At 68.5% G+C, this 20,196-nt stretch carries 18 protein-coding genes; 13 read left to right on the forward strand and 5 right to left on the reverse strand.

Annotated elements, in window-relative coordinates; genetic code table 11:
• The 11 genes from DQP58_RS20205 to proB form a co-directional block, all read left to right on the forward strand.
• The coding region (locus tag DQP58_RS20205; RefSeq protein ID WP_205869491.1) for a transglycosylase family protein at window positions 1-242 on the forward strand (242 nt) is incomplete at its 5' end.
• Window positions 243-352: 110 nt separating this feature from the next.
• The gene (locus DQP58_RS20210; RefSeq protein WP_112710000.1) at window positions 353-1,609 is read left to right on the forward strand and encodes a saccharopine dehydrogenase family protein; all 1,257 of its coding nucleotides are present in this window, start codon (window positions 353-355) and stop codon (window positions 1,607-1,609) included.
• Window positions 1,610-1,671: 62 nt separating this feature from the next.
• Window positions 1,672-4,332 carry a valine--tRNA ligase gene (locus tag DQP58_RS20215; RefSeq protein WP_112710001.1) on the forward strand — a complete coding sequence of 887 codons (2,661 nt, stop codon included), beginning with the start codon at window positions 1,672-1,674 and terminating at the stop codon, window positions 4,330-4,332.
• A 7-nt stretch (window positions 4,333-4,339) separates the two neighbouring features.
• Window positions 4,340-5,791: a bifunctional tetrahydrofolate synthase/dihydrofolate synthase gene (gene folC / locus DQP58_RS20220; protein ID WP_112710002.1), complete on the forward strand. Its 1,452-nt coding sequence runs from the start codon at window positions 4,340-4,342 to the stop codon at window positions 5,789-5,791.
• Entirely contained in the window at window positions 5,788-6,168 is a 381-nt protein-coding gene (locus DQP58_RS20225; RefSeq protein WP_112710003.1) for a DUF4233 domain-containing protein, read from the forward strand. The genes folC and DQP58_RS20225 overlap by 4 nt, the downstream gene beginning before the upstream one ends.
• Before the next feature lie 75 nt (window positions 6,169-6,243).
• Entirely contained in the window at window positions 6,244-6,654 is a 411-nt protein-coding gene (ndk, locus tag DQP58_RS20230) for a nucleoside-diphosphate kinase (protein WP_112710004.1), read from the forward strand.
• 345 nt (window positions 6,655-6,999) lie between these two features.
• Window positions 7,000-9,852 (forward strand): Rne/Rng family ribonuclease, encoded by a 2,853-nt coding sequence (locus tag DQP58_RS20235; protein WP_112710005.1) that lies wholly within the window; start codon window positions 7,000-7,002, stop codon window positions 9,850-9,852.
• 205 nt (window positions 9,853-10,057) lie between these two features.
• Window positions 10,058-10,369: a 50S ribosomal protein L21 gene (rplU, locus tag DQP58_RS20240; RefSeq protein ID WP_112710006.1), complete on the forward strand. Its 312-nt coding sequence runs from the start codon at window positions 10,058-10,060 to the stop codon at window positions 10,367-10,369.
• 14 nt (window positions 10,370-10,383) lie between these two features.
• Entirely contained in the window at window positions 10,384-10,650 is a 267-nt protein-coding gene (gene rpmA / locus DQP58_RS20245; RefSeq protein WP_008255217.1) for a 50S ribosomal protein L27, read from the forward strand.
• A gap of 116 nt (window positions 10,651-10,766) precedes the next feature.
• A complete protein-coding gene (gene obgE, locus DQP58_RS20250; protein ID WP_112710007.1) occupies window positions 10,767-12,290 on the forward strand; it encodes a GTPase ObgE in 1,524 nt (507 codons plus the stop codon).
• A gap of 71 nt (window positions 12,291-12,361) precedes the next feature.
• Window positions 12,362-13,465 carry a glutamate 5-kinase gene (proB, locus tag DQP58_RS20255; RefSeq protein WP_112710008.1) on the forward strand — a complete coding sequence of 368 codons (1,104 nt, stop codon included), beginning with the start codon at window positions 12,362-12,364 and terminating at the stop codon, window positions 13,463-13,465.
• 86 nt (window positions 13,466-13,551) lie between these two features.
• Here proB and DQP58_RS20260 read toward each other — a convergent pair whose 3' ends face one another.
• Window positions 13,552-14,202 carry a TetR/AcrR family transcriptional regulator gene (locus tag DQP58_RS20260; protein ID WP_112710009.1) on the reverse strand — a complete coding sequence of 217 codons (651 nt, stop codon included), beginning with the start codon at window positions 14,200-14,202 and terminating at the stop codon, window positions 13,552-13,554.
• 106 nt (window positions 14,203-14,308) lie between these two features.
• On the opposite strand from DQP58_RS20260, the gene DQP58_RS20265 reads away from it, so the two are divergent.
• Complete coding sequence (locus tag DQP58_RS20265; RefSeq protein ID WP_112710010.1) at window positions 14,309-15,586, forward strand: cytochrome P450; 1,278 nt, start codon at window positions 14,309-14,311, stop codon at window positions 15,584-15,586.
• Here DQP58_RS20265 and DQP58_RS20270 read toward each other — a convergent pair.
• Together DQP58_RS20270 and DQP58_RS20275 are read right to left on the reverse strand one after the other, a co-directional pair.
• Window positions 15,583-16,431, reverse strand: coding sequence for an NAD-dependent protein deacetylase (locus DQP58_RS20270; RefSeq protein WP_112710011.1), 849 nt, complete (start codon window positions 16,429-16,431; stop codon window positions 15,583-15,585). The two genes, DQP58_RS20265 and DQP58_RS20270, sit on opposite strands and share 4 nt — an antisense overlap.
• Window positions 16,432-16,505: 74 nt before the next feature.
• Window positions 16,506-17,045, reverse strand: coding sequence for a cysteine hydrolase family protein (locus DQP58_RS20275; RefSeq protein WP_112710012.1), 540 nt, complete (start codon window positions 17,043-17,045; stop codon window positions 16,506-16,508).
• Window positions 17,046-17,104: 59 nt separating this feature from the next.
• On the opposite strand from DQP58_RS20275, the gene DQP58_RS20280 reads away from it, so the two are divergent.
• Entirely contained in the window at window positions 17,105-19,147 is a 2,043-nt protein-coding gene (locus DQP58_RS20280) for an NAD(+) synthase (protein ID WP_112710013.1), read from the forward strand.
• Between the two features lie 52 nt (window positions 19,148-19,199).
• On the opposite strand, the gene DQP58_RS20285 is transcribed toward DQP58_RS20280, so the two are convergent.
• The gene (locus tag DQP58_RS20285) at window positions 19,200-19,607 is read right to left on the reverse strand and encodes a hypothetical protein (RefSeq protein ID WP_066867075.1); all 408 of its coding nucleotides are present in this window, start codon (window positions 19,605-19,607) and stop codon (window positions 19,200-19,202) included.
• A 119-nt stretch (window positions 19,608-19,726) separates the two neighbouring features.
• Window positions 19,727-20,196 (reverse strand): YbhB/YbcL family Raf kinase inhibitor-like protein (locus DQP58_RS20290; protein ID WP_205869492.1); only part of this gene is annotated, 470 nt, incomplete at its 5' end.

Consider the following 20,196-nt stretch of genomic DNA (forward strand, 5'->3'; position numbering starts at 1 on the left):
CCCACCGCGCGTACAGCGTGAACTGGGATGCCATCGCGCAGTGCGAGTCGGGTGGCAACTGGGGCATCAGCACCGGTAACGGCTTCTCCGGTGGCCTGCAGTTCACCCCGAGCACCTGGCACGCCAACGGCGGCAGTGGCTCCCCGGCCGGCGCGAGCCGCGAGGAGCAGATCCGGGTGGCCGAGAACGTGCTGCACTCGCAGGGCATCGGCGCTTGGCCGGTCTGCGGACGCCGCGGCTGAGCTGACGCCCACGCGACGGCTGACATACATATAAGAAGTGCCGGGCCCAGTGGCCCGGCACTTCTTAGCTCCAGCGGTTGGGGGTCCCAGCGTCGGGTAGCGTCGGGCCCGTGACCGCAACGCCGCGCGAATTCGACATTGTGCTGTACGGGGCGACGGGCTTCGTCGGGAAACTCACCGCCGAATATCTGGCCGGCTCGGCGCCGGACAAGCGGATCGCACTGGCCGGCAGATCGGCCGACCGCCTACGCGCCATCCGCGACACGTTGGGCGAAGCGGCGCAGTCGTGGCCCATCGTGAACGCCGACGCGTCGTCGCCCTCGTCGCTTGATGAGATGGCGGCCCGCACCCAGGTCGTCATCACCACGGTCGGGCCTTACACCCGCTATGGATTGCCGCTGGTGGCCGCCTGCGCCGCCGCCGGCACCGACTACGCCGACCTGACCGGCGAGGCGATGTTCGTCCGCGACAGCATCGACCTCTATCACAAGCAGGCCGCGGACACCGGCGCGCGCATCGTGCACGCGTGCGGATTCGATTCCGTCCCTTCGGACCTCAGCGTGTACGCGCTCTACCGAGCCGCGTGCGACGGCGGCGCGGGAGAACTCGTCGACACCGACCTGGTGGTCCGCTCCTTCTCCGGCGGCGTATCCGGCGGCACCGTCGCCTCGATGCTGGAGGTGCTGGACACCGCCTCCCGCGATCCCGACGCCCGCCGCCAACTCGCCGATCCGTACACGTTGACCACCGACCGCAGCGCCGAACCCGAGATCGGCCCCCAGCCCGATCTGCCCTTGCGTCGTGGTGGCCGGATCGCGCCGGAATTGAGCGGGTTGTGGACGGCCGGTTTCCTGATGGCGCCGTATAACACCCGAATCGTGCGGCGCAGCAACGCCTTACTGGACTGGGCCTACGGCCGCCAGTTGCGTTACAGCGAAAGCATGAGCCTGGGCTCGTCGCCACTGGCCCCGGTGGCATCCGCCGTCGTGGGTGGGGTGGGCGCCGCCACCTTCGGGCTGGGCAGCCGCTACTTCCGGTTGCTGCCGCGCCGGCTGGTGGAGCGCATCGTGCCCAAGCCCGGCACCGGCCCGAGCGAGAAGGCCCGGGAACGCGGCTACTACCGGATCGAGACGTTCACCACGACGACCACCGGCGCCCGGCTCGTGGCGCGCATGGAACAGCGCGGCGACCCGGGTTACAAGGCGACTTCGGTGTTGTTGGGGGAGTGCGGCCTCGCGCTGGCGCTGGACCGCGCCAAGCTTCCCGACCTGCACGGCGTTCTCACGCCCGCGGCAGCGATGGGCGACGCACTGCTGGACCGGTTCCCGGCCGCGGGCGTCACATTGGAGGTAGAACGGCTGGGCTAGTGACCCGGGTCACGCATTTGGGCGCTTACACGAGGGTAAACACCGCTCCCTAGAATTAACGGGTGACCGCCAGCCGCAGCCCCGCCACCGACCTGCCCAAGTCGTGGGATCCCGCTGCGGCCGAAAGCGCGATCTATCAGAAGTGGGTGGACGCGGGTTACTTCGCGGCGGACCCGAACAGCGCCAAGCCCGGATATTCGATCGTGCTGCCCCCGCCGAACGTGACCGGCAGCCTGCACATGGGCCACGCGCTCGAACACACCATGATGGACGCCCTGACGCGACGCAAGCGGATGCAGGGTTATGAGGTGCTGTGGCAGCCGGGCATGGATCACGCCGGCATCGCGACGCAGAGCGTGGTGGAAAAGCAACTCGCAATCGACGGCAAGACCAAAGAGGACTTCGGCCGAGAGCTGTTCATCGAGAAGGTCTGGGACTGGAAGCGGGAGTCCGGCGGCGCCATCGGTGCCCAGATGCGCCGGCTCGGCGACGGCGTGGACTGGAGCCGCGACCGATTCACCATGGACGAGGGGCTGTCCCGAGCGGTCCGGTCGATCTTCAAGCGCCTCTACGACGCCGGGCTGATCTATCGGGCCGAACGGCTGGTCAATTGGTCGCCGGTGCTACAGACGGCGATCTCGGACATCGAGGTCGACTATCAGGAGGTCGAAGGCGAGCTGGTGTCGTTCCGGTATGGATCGATGGACGACTCGCAGCCACACATCGTGGTGGCCACCACCCGGATGGAAACGATGCTCGGCGACACCGCGATCGCGGTGCATCCCGACGACGAGCGCTACCGGCATCTGGTTGGCACCAACCTGCCGCACCCGTTCGTGGACCGTCAGCTCGTGGTGGTGGCCGACGAACACGTGGATCCCGAATTCGGTACCGGCGCAGTCAAAGTCACTCCCGCACACGACCCCAATGACTTCGAGATCGGCCTGCGTCATGAGCTGCCGATGATCTCGATCATGGACACCAAGGGCCGGATCACCGGCACCGGAACTCAATTCGATGGCATGGACCGATTCCAGGCCAGGGTCGCGGTGCGTGAGGCGTTGGCGACCCAGGGCCGAATCACCGAGGAGAAGCGGCCCTACCTGCACAGCGTCGGACACTCCGAGCGCAGCGGCGAGCCGATCGAACCGCGGCTGTCGCTGCAGTGGTGGGTCCGGGTGGAATCGCTGGCCAAGGCCGCCGGCGACGCGGTGCGCAACGGCGACACCGTGATTCACCCCGCCAGCCTGGAGCCGCGATGGTTCGCCTGGGTCGACGACATGCACGACTGGTGCATCTCGCGTCAGCTGTGGTGGGGTCACCGCATTCCGATCTGGTACGGCCCCAACGGCGAGCAGCGTTGCGTCGGTCCCGACGAGACCCCGCCGGAAGGCTGGGAGCAGGACCCCGACGTGCTGGACACCTGGTTCTCCTCGGGGCTGTGGCCGTTCTCCACGTTGGGCTGGCCGGACAAGACCCCGGAGCTCGAGAAGTTCTATCCCACAAGCGTTCTGGTCACCGGCTACGACATTCTGTTTTTCTGGGTGGCCAGGATGATGATGTTCGGCACCTTCGTCGGCGGCGACGAGGCCATCACCCTGGGCGGCCGCCGCGGCCCGCAGGTGCCGTTCACCGATGTCTTCCTGCACGGGCTGATCCGCGACGAGTCCGGCCGCAAGATGAGCAAGTCCAAGGGCAACGTCATCGACCCGCTGGACTGGGTTGATGCGTTCGGTGCCGACGCGCTGCGGTTCACGCTGGCGCGCGGCGCCAGCCCCGGCGGTGACCTCGCGGTCGGCGAGGATCACGTCCGGGCGTCGCGCAACTTCTGCACCAAGCTGTTCAACGCCACCCGCTACGCGCTGCTCAACGGCGCCAAGCTGGCCCCGCTGCCCGCGCCGGCCGAACTCACCGACGCCGACCGCTGGATCCTCGGCCGGCTGGAAGAGGTTCGCGCCGAAGTCGATTCGGCATTCGACAGTTACGAGTTCAGTCGCGCCTGCGAGGCGCTCTACCACTTCGCGTGGGACGAATTCTGCGACTGGTACGTGGAATTGGCTAAAACCCAACTGGCCGAGGGGATCACGCACACCACGGCCGTGCTGGCGGCGACGCTGGACACCCTGCTGCGGTTGCTACACCCGGTGATCCCCTTCATCACCGAGGCCCTGTGGCAGGCTCTCACCGGCGAGGAGGCCCAACACGAGTCGTTGGTGGTCGCCGACTGGCCGCAGTCGTCCGGCATCGGCCTGGATCAGGTTGCCGCGCAGCGGATTACCGACATGCAAAAGCTGGTGACCGAGGTGCGCCGGTTTCGCAGCGACCAGGGGCTGGCAGACCGGCAGAAGGTGCCGGCCCGGATGGCCGGCATCGACGAATCCGATCTGAGCACCCAGGTGAGCGCGGTGACCTCGCTGGCGTGGCTGACCGCAGCGGGCCCGCAGTTCCAACCGTCGGCGTCGGTGGAGGTCCGGCTGCGCCGCGGGACCGTCGTCGTCGAGCTCGACACTTCGGGCACCATCGATGTCGCCGCCGAACGTCGCCGCCTGGAAAAGGACCTGGCCGCGGCGCACAAGGAGCTCGCGTCGACCACCGCCAAACTGGCCAACGAGGACTTCCTGGGCAAGGCGCCGCAAAACGTCGTCGACAAGATCCGGGACCGTCAGCGCCTGGCCCAGGAGGAGACCGAGCGGATCAACGCGCGGCTAGCCGGGCTGCAGTGAGCGTTCGATGACCGAGCCCGAGTGGCCGCAGGACGAGGTTCCCACCGAGCTTCCCGACCCGGTCCCTACCCCCGACGAGATCGCGTCGCTGTTGCAGGTCGAACACCTGCTGGACCAGCGCTGGCCGGAGACCAAGATCGAGCCCAGCCTGACCCGGATCAGCGCGTTGCTGGACCTGCTGGGCTCGCCGCAGCTGGCCTACCCGTCGATCCACGTGGCGGGCACCAACGGCAAGACGTCGGTGGCCCGGATGATCGACGCGCTGATCACCGCGCTGCACCGGCGCACCGGGCGCACCACCAGCCCGCACCTGCAATCGGCGGTCGAACGCATCTCGATCGACTCCAAGCCGATCAGCCCGGCCCAGTACGTGGCGACCTATCGCGAGATCGAGCCATTCGTGCAGATGGTCGACGCGCAGTCGCAGGCCGACGGCGGTCCGGCGATGAGCAAGTTCGAGGTGCTGACCGCGATGGCGTTCGCCGCATTCGCCGACGCCCCCGTCGACGTCGCGGTCGTCGAGGTGGGGATGGGCGGCCGTTGGGACGCCACCAACGTGATCAACGCCCCGGTCGCAGTCATCACCCCGGTCTCCATCGACCACGTCGAATACCTGGGCGACGACCTCGCCGGCATCGCGCGGGAGAAGGCCGGCATCATCACCCGCGCGCCCGAGGGGGCACCCGATACCGTCGCCGTCATCGCGCGTCAGGCGCCCGAGGCGATGGAAGTGTTGTTGGACCGAACCGTGCAGGCCGACGCCGCGGTGGCCCGCGAGGATTCGGAGTTCGCGGTGCTGGGCCGTCAGGTGGCGATCGGCGGGCAGGTGCTGCAGCTGCAGGGCCTCGGCGGGGTGTACTCGGATGTCTATCTGCCGCTGCACGGCGAACACCAGGCGCACAACGCCGTGCTGGCCCTCGCGGCGGTCGAGGCGTTTTTCGGCGCCGGTGCGCAGCGCCAGCTCGACGTCGACGCGGTTCGCGCCGGTTTCGCCGCCGTCGCCAGCCCCGGCCGGCTCGAGCGGATGCGCAGCGCCCCAACGGTATTCATCGACGCGGCGCACAATCCCGCCGGTGCGGCCGCGCTGGCGCAGACCCTGGCCGGCGAGTTCGACTTCCGCTATCTCGTCGGCGTGCTCAGCGTGCTCGCCGATAAGGATGTCGACGGCATTCTCGCCGCCCTCCAGCCGGTGTTCGACGCCGTCGTGATCACGCACAACGGATCCCCGCGGGCGCTCGACGTCGAATCGCTGGCCCTGGCCGCGCGCGAGCGGTTCGGGCCCGACCGCGTGAGCACCGCCGAGAACCTGCGCGACGCCATCGACGTCGCGACCGCGCTGGTGGATGACGCCGCGACCGACGGGCCGGCCGAAGCGTTCTCCGGCACCGGCATCGTCATCACCGGCTCGGTCGTCACCGCCGGGGCGGCCCGCACCCTGTTCGGTCGTGATCCGCAATGACCGACGTCCCCGAGAACCCCGACGAGCAGGCCCCGGCGCCGCAGGCTGATCCGTGGCGGAGCTTCGGCGCGGTGATGGCGTTGACGCTGATCCTGGAAGCGATCGTGGTGTTGCTGGCGATCCCGGTGGTGGGTGCGGTCGGCGGCGGCCTGACGACGGTGTCGCTGGGCTACCTGATCGGGCTGGCCGTGCTGCTCATCCTGATGGCCAGCGTGCAGCGCAAGCCCTGGGCGATCTGGGCCAACCTGGGGGTTCAGGTGATCCTGCTGGCCGGCTTCGCGGTCTATCCGGGAGTGGGGTTCATTGGCGTGCTGTTCACCGGGCTGTGGGGCCTGATCGCCTACTTCCGAGCCGAGGTCCGGCGCCGCCAGGGCTAGCGGCCGCGGGCCGGCGATGACCTCCCGGCCGCCGCCGCCCGGCTCTTCGCCGCCCGGTTATGTACGCTGTCCGCCGTGACCGAACGGACATTGGTACTGATCAAGCCCGATGGCGTCCAGCGGCAGCTGGTGGGGGAGATCATCGGCCGCATCGAGCGCAAAGGCCTCTCCATCACCGCGCTGGAGCTCCGGGCGGTCAGCCGCGACCTTGCCGCCCAGCACTACGCGGAGCACGAGGGCAAGCCGTTCTTCGACTCTCTGCTGGAGTTCATCACCTCGGGACCGGTGGTGGCGGCCATCGTGGAGGGTCCTCGCGCGATCGCCGCGTTTCGCCAGCTCGCGGGCGGGACCGACCCGGTGGAAAAGGCGATTCCCGGCACCATCCGCGGCGACTTCGGGCTCGAGACGCAGCTCAATCTGGTGCACGGGTCGGATTCCCCCGAGTCCGCGAAGCGGGAAATCGCGCTCTGGTTTCCCAACGCGTAGAGCTGCGGCGATGGCCGCCGCGGCGCGGTCCGCAGCGACTTTGCTGGCGCGGGCTGGCTCAGGTGTGGCTGGGACCGCCACGTGATGTGGGATACTGGTCTCGGGTGAACGTCGCCGGACCGGCGACAGACACCCGAATGAAGACTTAGACAAGCGCGACCAATAGCCCCGTCGCCTTGGTTCGCTGCATGTCAGGCCGTCATTCAGCACGGCGCCGAGTGGGTCTGCGATCCTGGGCCGCTCGGGGCGAGACCATCACAAGTCCGGGAGAAGTGACCCGGGCCCATAGCGAAGCCCTCGCGTGGCCGCGTCGCAACGACGCGCCCGGGGGCTTGAGGAGAATACGTGGTAGACGGTGCACCGACTGCAGACCCATCAGAAGAATCGACTCGGCCCGAGCAACTGCCGGACCGCCTGAGAGTTCATTCGCTGGCCCGAACGCTGGGAACCACCAGCAAGCGGGTGCTGGACGCGCTCAGCGAGCTCGACGGGCGCATCCGCAGTGCGCATTCCACCGTGGACCGCGACGACGCGGTGCGGGTGCGAGACCTGCTGGCGGCCGCGCAGCCCGCCGGAACCCCGGAAGATGCGGACGCCGCGCCGGCGGCCGCAGCCGAGGAGCCCGAATCCCGGCTGCTGCTCGAGACCCCGGACACCGCCGCCGAGCGGCCGCATTACATGCCGTTGTTCGTCGCACCGCAGCCGATCGACGCCCGCGAGGATGACGCCGGCAGCGACGACGACGGCGACGACTCGGATGACGCCGACTCCGACGATGACGAGCAGGCCGACCGGCCGTCCAACAAGCGGCGGCGCCGCGGCCGCCGCGGTCGCGGTCGCGGACGCGGTGAGCAGGGCGGACCCGACGGCCAGGGCGACGACGGCGACGACGATGAGGGCCAACCGCGGGGTAGGAAGGGCGGCCAACCGGACTCCGGCGACGCCGAGGACTCCGACGGCCAGGACTCCGATGATTCGGACGATTCCGACGACTCCGACAACGGTGACGACGGCTCGGCGGATGGCGGCAATCGACGCCGCCGTCGGCGCCGCCGCCGCAAATCCGGGTCCGGCGACGACAACGACGAGAACTCGTCGCCCGACGATCCGCCGAACACCGTGGTGCACGAGCGCCCGCCCCGCAACGGCAAGGGCGGCGGCGGAGACGACTCCGCCAGCGCCAACAACGAGATCAAGGGCATCAACGGCTCGACGCGGCTAGAGGCCAAGCGGCAGCGGCGCCGGGACGGCCGCGATGCCGGACGGCGCCGCCCCCCGGTGCTGACCGAGGCCGAATTCCTGGCCCGCCGCGAGGCCGTCGAGCGGATGATGGTCGTGCGCGACCGGGTCCGCACCGAGCCGCCGCACCAGGGCTCGCGCTACACCCAGATCGCGGTGCTCGAGGACGGCATTGTCGTTGAGCACTTCGTCACGTCGGCCGCGTCGGCCTCGCTGGTGGGCAACATCTACCTGGGCATCGTGCAGAACGTGCTGCCGTCGATGGAGGCGGCGTTCGTTGACATCGGCCGCGGCCGCAACGGTGTGCTCTATGCCGGTGAGGTCAACTGGGAAGCCGCCGGACTCGGCGGATCCGACCGCAAGATCGAACAGGCGCTCAAACCGGGCGACTACGTGGTCGTCCAGGTCAGCAAGGACCCGGTCGGGCACAAGGGCGCGCGGCTGACCACGCAGGTGTCACTGGCGGGCCGCTATCTGGTCTACGTGCCGGGGGCGTCGTCGACCGGGATCAGCCGCAAGCTGCCCGACACCGAACGTCAGCGGCTCAAAGAGATCCTGCGCGAAGTGGTGCCGTCCGACGCCGGCGTGATCATCCGCACGGCGTCCGAGGGCGTCAAAGAAGAGGACATCCGCAGCGACGTCACCCGCCTGCAGGAGCGCTGGCAACAGATCGAGGCCAAGGCCATCGAGATCAAGGAGAAGGCCGCCGGCGCCGCGGTGGCGCTCTACGAAGAGCCCGACGTGCTGGTCAAGGTCATCCGCGACCTGTTCAACGAGGACTTCGCCGGCCTCATCGTGTCCGGTGAAGAAGCCTGGACCACCATCAACGACTACGTGAATTCCGTTGCGCCCGACCTGGTTTCGAAGCTGAACAAATACGAAACCGCCGAGAACGGTCCCGACGTGTTCGCGGTGCACCGCATCGACGAGCAACTCGCCAAGGCGATGGAGCGCAAGGTGTGGCTGCCCTCGGGCGGCACGCTGGTGATCGACCGGACCGAGGCGATGACGGTGGTCGACGTCAACACCGGCAAGTTCACCGGGTCCGGCGGCAACCTCGAGCAGACGGTTACCAAGAACAACCTCGAGGCGGCCGAGGAGATCGTGCGCCAGCTGCGGCTGCGCGACATCGGCGGCATCGTGGTCATTGACTTCATCGACATGGTGCTCGAGTCCAACCGCGACCTGGTGCTGCGGCGGCTGACCGAGGCGCTGGCCCGCGACCGCACCCGCCATCAGGTGTCCGAGGTGACGTCGCTCGGCCTGGTCCAGCTGACCCGCAAGCGGTTGGGCACCGGCCTGATTGAGGCCTTCTCGACGTCGTGTCCGAATTGCGGTGGTCGCGGGATTTTGCTGCACAGCGACCCGGTGGACTCGGCCTCGTCGAACGGGCGCAAGTCCGAATCCGGTGGGGGCGGCCGCCGGGGCAGGCGCAAGAAGAACAAGGCCGAAGAGCAGGTGGTGGCTAAGGTGCCCGCCCACGCTCCCGGCGAGCACCCGATGTTCAAGGCGATGGCCGCCGGCTCCTCGACACAGGGCGACTCCGAGGACGACTCCGACGAGACCACTGAAGCCACCGACGAACTGGAGCAGAACAAGGCGGCGCGCGACGTCGAGGACACCGACCAAGAGGACTTCGACGAGAACGACGAGGACATCGACGACGAGGACTCCGACGACGAGGACGACGAGGACTCGGACGATGAGGACTCGGACGATGAGGACTCGGACGACGACGACCTCGACGACGACGAGGACATCGACGACGAAGAGGACCTCGGCGACGACGACGAGGACCTCGAGCTCGACGACGACGAGGACCTGGACACCGAGGACGACGATTCCGACGACACCGACGCCGGCCGGTTCTCCGGTGGGGCCGAACAGGCCGGACCGGCTCGCCCCCGACGCCGGCGCGCTGCGGGCCGGCCGGCCGGACCGCCGATCCACGCGGACTGAGCCGGTCATGCCCGGTTTGACCCTGTAGCCGCTGGTCACGTACCCTTGGACAGTTGTCGTCAGGCCGGACGAGGAAAATTTCGGCCCGCGGCAGCGGGACTCCCCGGGTAATCGGCGCAGGCCCGCACCCCAGACCCACACGTGCACCGCGGCTGGTTGGCGCGCGACGCGCAGAGCAGCGGTTAGAAGAAGGAGCAGAACGACGATGGCGACCTACGCAATCGTGAAAACGGGCGGCAAGCAGTACAAGGTCGCCGTCGGGGACGTCGTCAAGGTCGAGAAGCTCGAATCCGAGCCCGGCTCGAACGTGTCGCTGCCAGTCGCCCTGGTGGTGGACGGCGCCGAGGTGACCACGGACGCGGCCGCGCTGGCCAAGGTCGCGGTGACCGGCGAGGTGCTCGAGCACACCAAGGGTCCCAAGATCCGCATCCACAAGTTCAGGAACAAGACCGGCTACCACAAGCGTCAGGGACACCGTCAGCAGCTGACGGTCCTGAAGGTCACCGGAATCAAGTAGCGAAGGCGGCAGAGATGGCACACAAGAAGGGCGCTTCCAGCTCGCGCAACGGTCGCGATTCCGCCGCGCAGCGGCTGGGCGTGAAGCGATTCGGCGGCCAGGTCGTCAAGGCGGGCGAGATCATCGTCCGGCAGCGCGGCACCAAGTTCCACCCGGGCGTGGGCGTCGGGCGTGGCGGGGACGACACGTTGTTCGCCAAGGAGGCCGGCGCCGTCGAGTTCGGCATCAAGCGCGGCCGCAAGACCGTCAACATCGTGGCCGCCGGGCAAGCCACCGACTGAGGTGTGTTTTCGGGCCCAGCCCGGTGATTCGGCGCCCGGCTCAGATTGATTGGCCTGGCTCCTCAGTTGACCGTTCCGGTCCGCATCGTCGCCAGGCGAAGGTGAGAGGACCCACGATGCCTCGGTTCGTCGACCGCGTCGTCATCCATGCGCGCGCCGGTGCCGGGGGTAACGGCTGCGCCTCCGTCCATCGCGAGAAGTTCAAGCCGCTCGGCGGCCCCGACGGTGGTAACGGCGGGCGCGGCGGCAGCATCGTGTTCGTCGTCGATCCGCAGGTGCACACCCTGCTCGACTTCCATTTCCACCCTCACGTCACCGCCCCGTCGGGCAAGCAGGGCATGGGCAACAACCGAGACGGCGCCGCCGGCGCCGACCTGGAAGTCAAAGTGCCCGACGGCACCGTCGTCCTCGACGAAAACGGTCGGCTGCTCGCCGACCTGGTCGGCGCGGGCACCCGCTTCGAAGCGGCCGCGGGTGGACGCGGCGGGCTGGGCAACGCCGCGCTCGCCTCGCGGGCCCGCAAGGCTCCCGGCTTTGCGCTGCTGGGCGAGCAGGGCCAGACCCGCGACCTGACGCTCGAACTCAAGACCGTGGCCGACGCCGGCCTGATCGGTTTTCCCTCGGCCGGCAAGTCTTCGCTGGTGTCCACGATCTCGGCGGCCAAGCCCAAGATCGCCGACTATCCGTTCACCACGCTGGTGCCCAACCTCGGGGTGGTGTCGGCGGGTGAACACACCTTCACCGTCGCCGACGTGCCCGGCCTGATCCCGGGCGCATCGCAGGGTCGCGGCCTGGGCCTGGATTTCCTTCGCCACATCGAGCGGTGCGCCGTGCTGGTGCACGTCGTCGACTGCGCCACCGCGGATCCCGGCCGTGACCCCATCTCCGATATCGACGCGCTGGAGGCCGAACTCGCCGCGTATACGCCCACCCTGCAAGGGGATGCGGCGCTGGGTGATCTGACCGAGCGGCCGCGCGCGGTGGTGCTCAACAAGATCGACGTGCCCGAGGCGCGCGAGCTTGCCGAGTTCGTCCGTGATGAGATCGCTCAGCGCGGCTGGCCGGTGTTCCTGGTGTCGACCGTCGCACGAGACGGCCTGCAGCCGTTGATATTCGGGCTGTGGCAGATCATCTCGGACTATAAGGCGGCCCAGCCCGAGATCGTGCCGCGGCGCCCGGTGATCCGGCCGGTACCCGTCGACGACAGCGGCTTCAGTGTGCAGCCGGATCCACAGCAGCCGGGCGCCTTCGTGGTCAGCGGCGCGCGCCCCGAACGCTGGATCCGCCAGACCAACTTCGACAACGACGAGGCCGTGGGATATCTCGCCGATCGGCTCGCGCGCCTGGGCGTCGAAGAGGAGTTGTTGCGGCTGGGCGCGCGGCCGGGCTGCGCAGTGACCATCGGTGAAATGACGTTCGATTGGGAGCCGCAAACGCCTGCGGGACAACAGGTTGCGCTGTCCGGTCGCGGAACCGACGCGCGCTTGGAGCGCACCGAGCGCGTCGGCGCCGCCGAACGCAAGGCCGCCCGGCGCCAGCGCCGCGCCGGCGACGATGCAGAGCGCAGCGATGCGGCGGGGGCACCTCCCGCTCGCGGGGGAGAGCGGCGCAGAACCAGAGAACACGGTGAGGAGCCGTGACCGCCGGCGACGATGCAGAGCGAAGCGATGAGGCGGGGGCACCTCCGCCTCGCGGGGGAGAGCGGCGCCTCGTGACCGCGCACCGCGACGTCATCCGCACTGCGCGCAGCCTGGTGGTCAAGGTGGGCACCAACGCGCTGACCACACCGGCCGGGGTGTTCGACGCCGGCCGGCTGGCCGGGCTCGCCGACGCGATCGAGGCCCGGATGAAGGCCGGGACGGACGTCGTCATCGTCTCGTCGGGAGCCATCGCCGCCGGCATTGAGCCGCTCGGATTATCCCGTCGACCAAGGGATTTGGCGACGAAACAGGCCGCGGCCAGCGTCGGCCAGGTCGCGCTGGTGAATTCGTGGAGCGCAGCGTTCGCCCGCTATGGCCGCACGGTCGGGCAGGTGCTGCTGAGCGCGCACGACATCTCGATGCGGGCCCAGCACACCAACGCCCAGCGCACGCTCGATCGGCTGCGCGCCCTACATGCGGTGGCGATCGTCAACGAGAACGACACGGTGGCCACCAACGAGATCCGGTTCGGTGACAACGACCGGCTTTCGGCGCTGGTGGCTCACCTGGTCGGCGCCGAGGCGCTGGTGTTGCTGTCCGACATCGACGGACTCTACGACGCGGATCCCCGAAAGACCGAAGGCGCCAGGTTCATCGCGGAAGTATCCAGCTCCGCGGATCTGATCGGTGTAATCGCCGGGCCCGGAAGCGATTTGGGCACCGGCGGCATGACCTCCAAGATGTCGTCGGCGCTGCTGGCCGCCGATGCCGGGGTGCCGGTGTTGCTGGCCGCCGCCGCCGACGCCGCGACCGCGCTCACCGACGCTTCGGTCGGCACGGTGTTCGCCGCACGCCCGGTGCGGATGTCGGCCCGGCGGTTCTGGGTGCGTTACGCCGCCGAGGCTGCCGGTGCCCTGACCCTGGACGAGGGTGCGGTGCGCGCGGTGGTGCGCCAGCGTCGCTCGTTGCTGCCCGCCGGGATCACCGCGGTCTCGGGCCGCTTCTACGCCGGCGACGTGGTCGAATTGCGCGACCCGGACGGGGTGACGGTGGCCCGCGGTGTGGTCGCCTACGACGCGACCGAACTGGTGACCATGATGGGCCGCTCGACCTCCGAGCTGCCCGGCGAGTTGCGCAGGCCCGCGGTGCACGCCGACGATCTGGTGGCGGTGTAGGAGGTCCTCGGCGGACGCCGCCTCGGGACCATGACGACCCTTCGGAACGAGCCAGCGCATGTGCTAGCGCAGTTGCGGCGGTCGCGTCAGTGCTCCGATATGGGCCTGAGATACAGTGCGCCCCAGACGATCTCGGCCAGCGTGGCGGCAAGCTCGGCGTCGTAGTCGGCGGGTTTGGTTGGCAGGTTCTGCTGGCAGGCCCGCTCGACCATCCACGTCAGCGCGCTGGCGGTGGTGAGCGCGGCCAGCTCCGGGCGGATCGAGCCGTCCGCCTGGCCGTCTTCGATGACGTGGGTGAGCTGCTCGGAGATGCCGGTCAGCAGTTCGCGATACGTGTCCGCCGTCAGCGGGTCGTAGGCGGCCATCTCGTTGAGCGCGACCAGCACCGCCTGGTGGCGCCGGTAGGTGGCGATGATGCGGCTCATCGCGGTCCGCACGTCCTCGGGGTCACGACGCCCGGCCACGCTCCACCAACTCCGCGCCCCGTCGGTCAGATCGCCGAATACCTGGCCCGCGAGCCGGCGCAGCAGATGCCCCTTGTCCTCGAAGTAGATGTAGAAGCTGGCCCGGGAGATGCCGGCCTCACCGGAGAGCCGATCCACGCTGAGTTCGGTGAAGCTCGCGCCGTCGCGCATCAGCCGTTCGGTGGCGTCCAGCAGCCGGCGTTCCATCCGCTCGCGCCGCTGCTCGCGGCCCAGGCTGCGGTTTCCCTGCGGCTTGCGGGTGAGCGATGGCATGCGCCGAGGATAACCGAGTACTCGACATGTTGACTAGACAGAGTGTCTAGGAATATCGTCGCGGGAAGCCTGTGACCGGGGTCATACGAGACGGAGGATCACCACCATGGCCGTGCTGACGGGTAAGTCCGGGACCGACAAGTCCGGCCGTGCCTACGACGAGATCGATCTGTCCTCGCGCGCGTTCTGGTCCACCACCGCGGCCGATCGAGAGCGCTCCTTCGCCGTGCTGCGGGCCGAGCGGCCGGTGAGCTGGCATCGCCCGGTCGAGGATTCGCTGATGCCCGATCCGGCCGACCCCGGCTTCTGGGCGGTCACCCGGCGCTCCGACATCGTCGCGGTGAGCCGCAACAACGACGTCTTCCTGTCCGGCCAGGGGGTGATGTTCGAGAGCATCCCGGTGGAGCTGCTCGAGGCGTCGCAGTCGTTCCTGGCGATGGACCCGCCGCGACACACCAAGCTGCGCAAGCTCGCTCACGCCGCGCTGAGCCCCCGCCAGGTCCGCCGCATCGAGGACTCGATCAAGGCCAACGCCAAGACCATCGTCGAAGAGCTCCGATCCGCGGGCAGCGGCGCGGATTTCGTCGACCACTGCGCCAAGGAACTGCCCATCCGCACCCTGTCGGACATGATGGGGATTCCGGAATCCGAGCGTGAGCGCATGGCGCACGCCACCGATGCCCTGGTCTCCTGGGCGGACCCGGAGTTCCTCGGCGGACGCCCGGCGCTGGAAGTCCTGTTGGAAAACCAAATGTATCTGCACCAAGTCGTCGGCACGCTGGCCACCGAACGTCGCGAACACCCGGGTGACGACCTGATCAGCAGCCTGGTCACCGCCGAAGTCGACGGCGACCGGCTGGAAGACGCGGAGGTGGCGGCGTTCTTCGTCCTGCTGTCGGTGGCGGGCAACGACACCACCCGCCAAACCATCAGTCATACCCTGCGGGCGCTCACCGATTTTCCCGACGAGAAGGCGTGGCTGCGCGAGGATTTCGACAACCGAATCGGCACGGCCATCGAGGAATTCATCCGTTGGGCGACGCCGGTGATGACCTTCCGCCGCACCGCCGCAACGGATATCGAGCTGGGCGGTCAGGCCATCCGGGCGGGGGAGAAGGTGGTCATGTTCTACCCGTCCGGCAACTGGGACACCGAGGCGTTCGACCATCCGGAGCGGCTGAACCTGAGCCGTGACCCCAACCCCCACGTCGGCTTCGGCGGTGGCGGGCTGCACTTCTGCCTCGGTGCCCACGTCGCGCGCGCGCAGCTGCGCGCCATCTTCGGCGAGCTGTTCCGTCAACTGCCCGACATCGCGGCCGGCGAGCCGTCCTACCTCGCGGGCAACTTCGTGCACGCCATCCGCAGCATGCCGTGCACCTTCTAATGCGTTGCCAGGGGCGCTAACTCGTCGGCGAGCAGGGCCAGCAACTCCGAGCAGCCGCCGTCGACCTTGACGGTGGCCAGATCGTCGCCGCGCGTACCGCCACGGTTGACGATGGCCACCGGGATGCCGCGCGCGGCGGCGTGACGCACAAACCGGTAACCGGAGAATACGGTCAGCGACGAGCCGGCGACCAGCAGCGCATCCGCCTCCCCGACCAACCTATACGCCTCCGTCACAACCTCTTTGGGGACGCTTTCGCCGAAGTAGACGATGTCGGGCTTGAGCATGCCGCCGCAGCACTCGCAATCCAGATAGCGGAACGACGCGGTGTCCGCGACGACGGCGTCGGCGTCGGGCGCCACCGCCAGCCCACCGATGGCCTCGGCGCGCTCGATGAATCCGGGGTTGAGCTCTTCCAGTCGGTCGGCCAGCGCGGCGCGAGCCATGGTGGCGCCGCAGCTCAGGCAGATCACCCGCGCGTAGGTGCCGTGCAGATTGATGACGTTTCGGCTGCCCGCCTTGGAGTGCAGCAGATCGACGTTCTGGGTGATCACACCGGTGACCACGGACGCGTCCTCGAGCGCGGCCAGCGCCCGGTGGCCCGCGTTGGGCAGCGTGTCGTCCATGTGGCGCCACCCGACGTGGTTGCGTGCCCAATATCGCTGCCGAAACGCCGGATCGCTGGTGAACTGGCGGATGGTCATCGGGTTGCTCTGCGGTGAATCGGGCCCGCGGTAGTCGGGGATGCCCGAATCGGTGGAGAGGCCCGCGCCCGTCAGCACCGCGATCCGGCGCCCGGCCAATAGCGTGACCAGTTCCGGTGATTCTGCGCAGCCGACGGTCACCTTGTCCAGAGTACGGAGTCGTTCTGCGACGATGCGGCCCGCCGCTGGGCCGCTGCGGAGGAGGGCAATCAGGTTCAGCCGAGGCAGTCGGCCGCGGTCGTGATCTCGGCGGACATGTTCTGCTCCATCATCTTGCAGGCCGCGGCGCCCAAATCCGGGTCGATGTGTGCGACGGCATCGGTCGGGATCACCACGGGGAAGTGCCGGACGTACGCGTCCAGGGCCGTATAGAGGATGCATTGCTCGGTGACCTGACCGGTGATGATCAACCGCTTGGTCTCCAGCCGGTTGAGCAGATAGTCCAGCGCGGTCGCATAAAACGCGCTGTGGCGGACCTTGGTCATCACGCGGCCTTCGTCCTTCGGCAGGATCGGCTCTACCAGATCGGGCCGGGCGCCGTCGCATGCGGCGCCGACGATGTCGGAAAACTGTGCGGTGAAATCGCCGTAGTTGTCGTTGACGTATATCAGGTCGACGTCGTCGGAGTCGCGGGCCCGGCGGACCAAATCGGTCAAAGGCTCGATGATCTTCTCGACATTGGGTATTAGATTTTCAGCGTCGGGATGCTGATACGTGTTCATCATGTCGACTACCAGGACAGCAGTGTCGCTCATGTCGTCCGGGATACCCGGCCGCGGCGAGTTGACACGCTCGCGACGACAATGGAAGGGCGATGGACTTCTACAACGCTTACAGCCAGGGCTTCGTCCGCGTCGCCGCATGCACCCACCACACCGCCATCGGCGACCCGGCCGCCAACGCCGAGACGGTCCTGCGGATGGCGCAGGAGTGCCATGATGACGCCGTCGCGCTGGCCGTCTTCCCGGAGCTGACGCTGTCGGGGTATTCCATCGAAGACATCGTGCTGCAGGATCTGTTGCTCGACGACGTCGAGAAGGCCATCGAGGAGATCGTCGCGGCCACCGCCGAGCTGCTGCCGGTGTTGGTCGTAGGTGCCCCGCTGCGTCATCGGCACCGGATCTACAACGCCGCGGTGGTGATCCACCGCGGCGCGGTGCTCGGGGTGGCCCCGAAGTCGTACCTGCCCACGTATCGGGAGTTCTACGAGCGCCGCCAGATCGCACCCGGAGACGACGAGCGTGGCACCATCCGGCTGGCCGGCGTCGAGGCGCCGTTCGGTCCCGACCTGCTCTTCACGGCTTCCGACGTGCCCGGCTTCGTGCTGCACGTGGAGATTTGCGAGGACATGTTCGTGCCGATTCCGCCGAGCGCCGAGGCGGCGCTGGCGGGTGCGACGGTGCTGGCCAACCTGTCCGGCAGCCCGATCACGATCGGTCGCGCCGAGGACCGCTGCCTGCTGGCCCGGTCGGCGTCGTCGCGTTGCCTGGCCGCCTACGTGTATTCGGCTGCTGGAGAAGGCGAATCGACGACGGATCTGGCCTGGGACGGTCAGACCATGGTGTTCGAAAACGGCGTGATGCTGGCCTCCTCCGAGCGCTTTCCCAAGGGGGAGCGGCGCAGCATCGCCGACGTCGACGTCGAACTGCTCCGCTCGGAGCGGCTCCGGATGGGCACCTTCGACGACAACCGGCGCCACCACCGGACGACGACGGACGCCTATCGGCACATCGAGTTTCGGTTGGACCCGCCCGGCGGCGACATCGGACTGCGCCGCGACATCGAGCGCTTCCCCTTCGTCCCCGCCGATCCGCAACGGCTGGAACAGGATTGCTTCGAGGGCTACAACATCCAGGTCGCCGGCCTCGAACAGCGCCTGCGCGCGCTGGATTTCCCGAAGGTGGTCATCGGGATCTCCGGTGGGCTGGACTCGACGCACGCCCTGATCGTGGCCGCCCGCGCGATGGATCGCGAACAACGGCCGCGCAGCGACATTCTGGCGTTCACGCTGCCCGGCTTCGCCACCGGGGACCGCACCAAACGCAACGCGTCCGAGCTGTGCCGCACGCTGGGTGTGACGTTCGCGGAGATCGACATTCGCCAGAGCGCGGAACTGATGCTCAAAGAGATGGATCACCCGTTCGCGCGCGGCGAAAAGGTGTACGACGTCACCTTCGAAAACGTCCAGGCCGGTTTGCGCACCGACTACCTGTTCCGGTTGGCCAACCAGCGTGGCGGCATCGTGCTGGGCACCGGCGATCTGTCGGAGTTGGGACTGGGCTGGTCGACATACGGCGTGGGCGACCAGATGTCGCACTACAACGTCAACGCCGGCGTGCCCAAAACACTGGTCCAGCACTTGATCCGCTGGGTCATCTCGTCGGAGCAGTTCGAACCGGAGGTCAGCGAGGTGCTGCAGTCGGTGCTCGACACCGAGATCACCCCGGAGCTGGTGCCCAGCGGCGAGGAAGAAGAGCTGCAGAGCAGCGAAGCAAAAGTGGGACCGTTTGCGCTGCAAGACTTTTCGCTGTTCCACGTGCTGCGCTTCGGATTCCGGCCGTCCAAGATCGCCTTTTTGGCCTGGCATGCCTGGAGCGATCCCGACCACGGCATCTGGCCGCCCGGCTTCCCCGAGGACAAGCGGCCGTCCTACACGCTCAAGGAGATCCGGCACTGGCTGCAGGTCTTCGTGCAGCGGTTCTATTCGTTCAGCCAGTTCAAGCGCTCGGCGCTGCCGAACGGGCCCAAGGTGTCGCACGGGGGTTCGCTGTCGCCGCGGGGGGATTGGCGCGCGCCGTCCGACATGTCCGCGCGCATCTGGCTCGACGAGATCGAACGCGAAATCCCCAAGGACTAGCCTGCGCTCACGGGCCCGCCCGGATCACGAGCGGGCCTGCGAGCATTCGCGCTCACGCCTTGGCGCGGCGCCACCCCTGGTACTGCACCTCGGCGAACACCAGCGTGTAAGCGCCGGCCGCCAGGTTCAGCACGACGCCGGCCGACGTCAACGGAAAGACGTCCGCGAGCACCAGAACGATCGCGGCCACCGTGTATGCCACGTTGGCGATGATGACGCCCATGCCGGCGCGCCGCACCGACGGCAGGCTGGCCAGCCCGAACACCACCACGCCGTACGCGATCAAGAACGCGGCCATGGCGTACTCGAACGCCTTCGTGGTGCCCGAGAGGTCGGCGAGCCAGCCGGCGAACGGCAGACCGGCCAGCCCGACCAGCCCGCTGATGGCGGCGTCGGCGCGCATGGCGAGGCGAAGCAAACCGTCCCGGGTGCCCGTGCGGTCAAGCGTGATAGCGGACATGATGTTCCTTTCTCTGGCGGACTGCGGTCGCTACCGACGCTGCTCCCAGTCCACTGCCAGATCGACGCCTGCCGCTGCCAAACGCTGCCAACCGCAGGTCAGCGACGCGACAACGGTGGCTAGCGCTCGTAGGTTCCGGTCAGGGTGCCCCGCGCCAGCACGTGATCGCGCATCGCGGCCAGCAGCCCCTTGGCGCTGGTCACGGCGTCCGGAATGGTGACATCGAGCGCGAATACCTGAAAGCGGTAGAGGTGTGGCCCATGGCCGGGGATCGGCCGTGGCCCGGCATAGCCGCGGTGGCCCAGGTCGGCCCGCGGGAAGCGGATTCCCGGGCATCCCGGCTGCAGCGCACCCGCGGCCACGCCGCCGACGCTCGGGTCGATCACCGCGACGGTGTGCAGCAGGGGCCGGGGCAGCGGGACGTCGACGTCGTCGATGATGAGCACGAGCTGGCGGGTCTCGGGCGGCAGCGCGCCCCAACACAACGGCGGGGAGGTGTTGTCGCCCACGCCCTTGCCGGCGCTGGACGCCGGCATGGCGCCACCGTCGGTGAACGCGGTGCTGGTCACGGCGAGGGTCGTGGGCGCCT

The organism is Mycobacterium colombiense (assembly GCF_003284975.1).
Lineage (GTDB): Bacteria > Actinomycetota > Actinomycetes > Mycobacteriales > Mycobacteriaceae > Mycobacterium > Mycobacterium europaeum_A.

Bases quoted from the DNA above. Each gene is read 5' to 3' on its own strand.
- folC (WP_112710002.1), top strand. From the start codon at position 4,340: ATGACCGAGCCCGAGTGGCCGCAGGACGAGGTTCCCACCGAGCTTCCC.
- DQP58_RS20225 (WP_112710003.1), top strand. From the start codon at position 5,788: ATGACCGACGTCCCCGAGAACCCCGACGAGCAGGCCCCGGCGCCGCAG.
- rplU (WP_112710006.1), top strand. From the start codon at position 10,058: ATGGCGACCTACGCAATCGTGAAAACGGGCGGCAAGCAGTACAAGGTC.
- rpmA (WP_008255217.1), top strand. From the start codon at position 10,384: ATGGCACACAAGAAGGGCGCTTCCAGCTCGCGCAACGGTCGCGATTCC.
- obgE (WP_112710007.1), top strand. From the start codon at position 10,767: ATGCCTCGGTTCGTCGACCGCGTCGTCATCCATGCGCGCGCCGGTGCC.
- DQP58_RS20260 (WP_112710009.1), bottom strand. From the start codon at position 14,202: ATGCCATCGCTCACCCGCAAGCCGCAGGGAAACCGCAGCCTGGGCCGC.
- DQP58_RS20265 (WP_112710010.1), top strand. From the start codon at position 14,309: ATGGCCGTGCTGACGGGTAAGTCCGGGACCGACAAGTCCGGCCGTGCC.
- DQP58_RS20275 (WP_112710012.1), bottom strand. From the start codon at position 17,045: ATGAGCGACACTGCTGTCCTGGTAGTCGACATGATGAACACGTATCAG.
- DQP58_RS20280 (WP_112710013.1), top strand. From the start codon at position 17,105: ATGGACTTCTACAACGCTTACAGCCAGGGCTTCGTCCGCGTCGCCGCA.
- DQP58_RS20285 (WP_066867075.1), bottom strand. From the start codon at position 19,607: ATGTCCGCTATCACGCTTGACCGCACGGGCACCCGGGACGGTTTGCTT.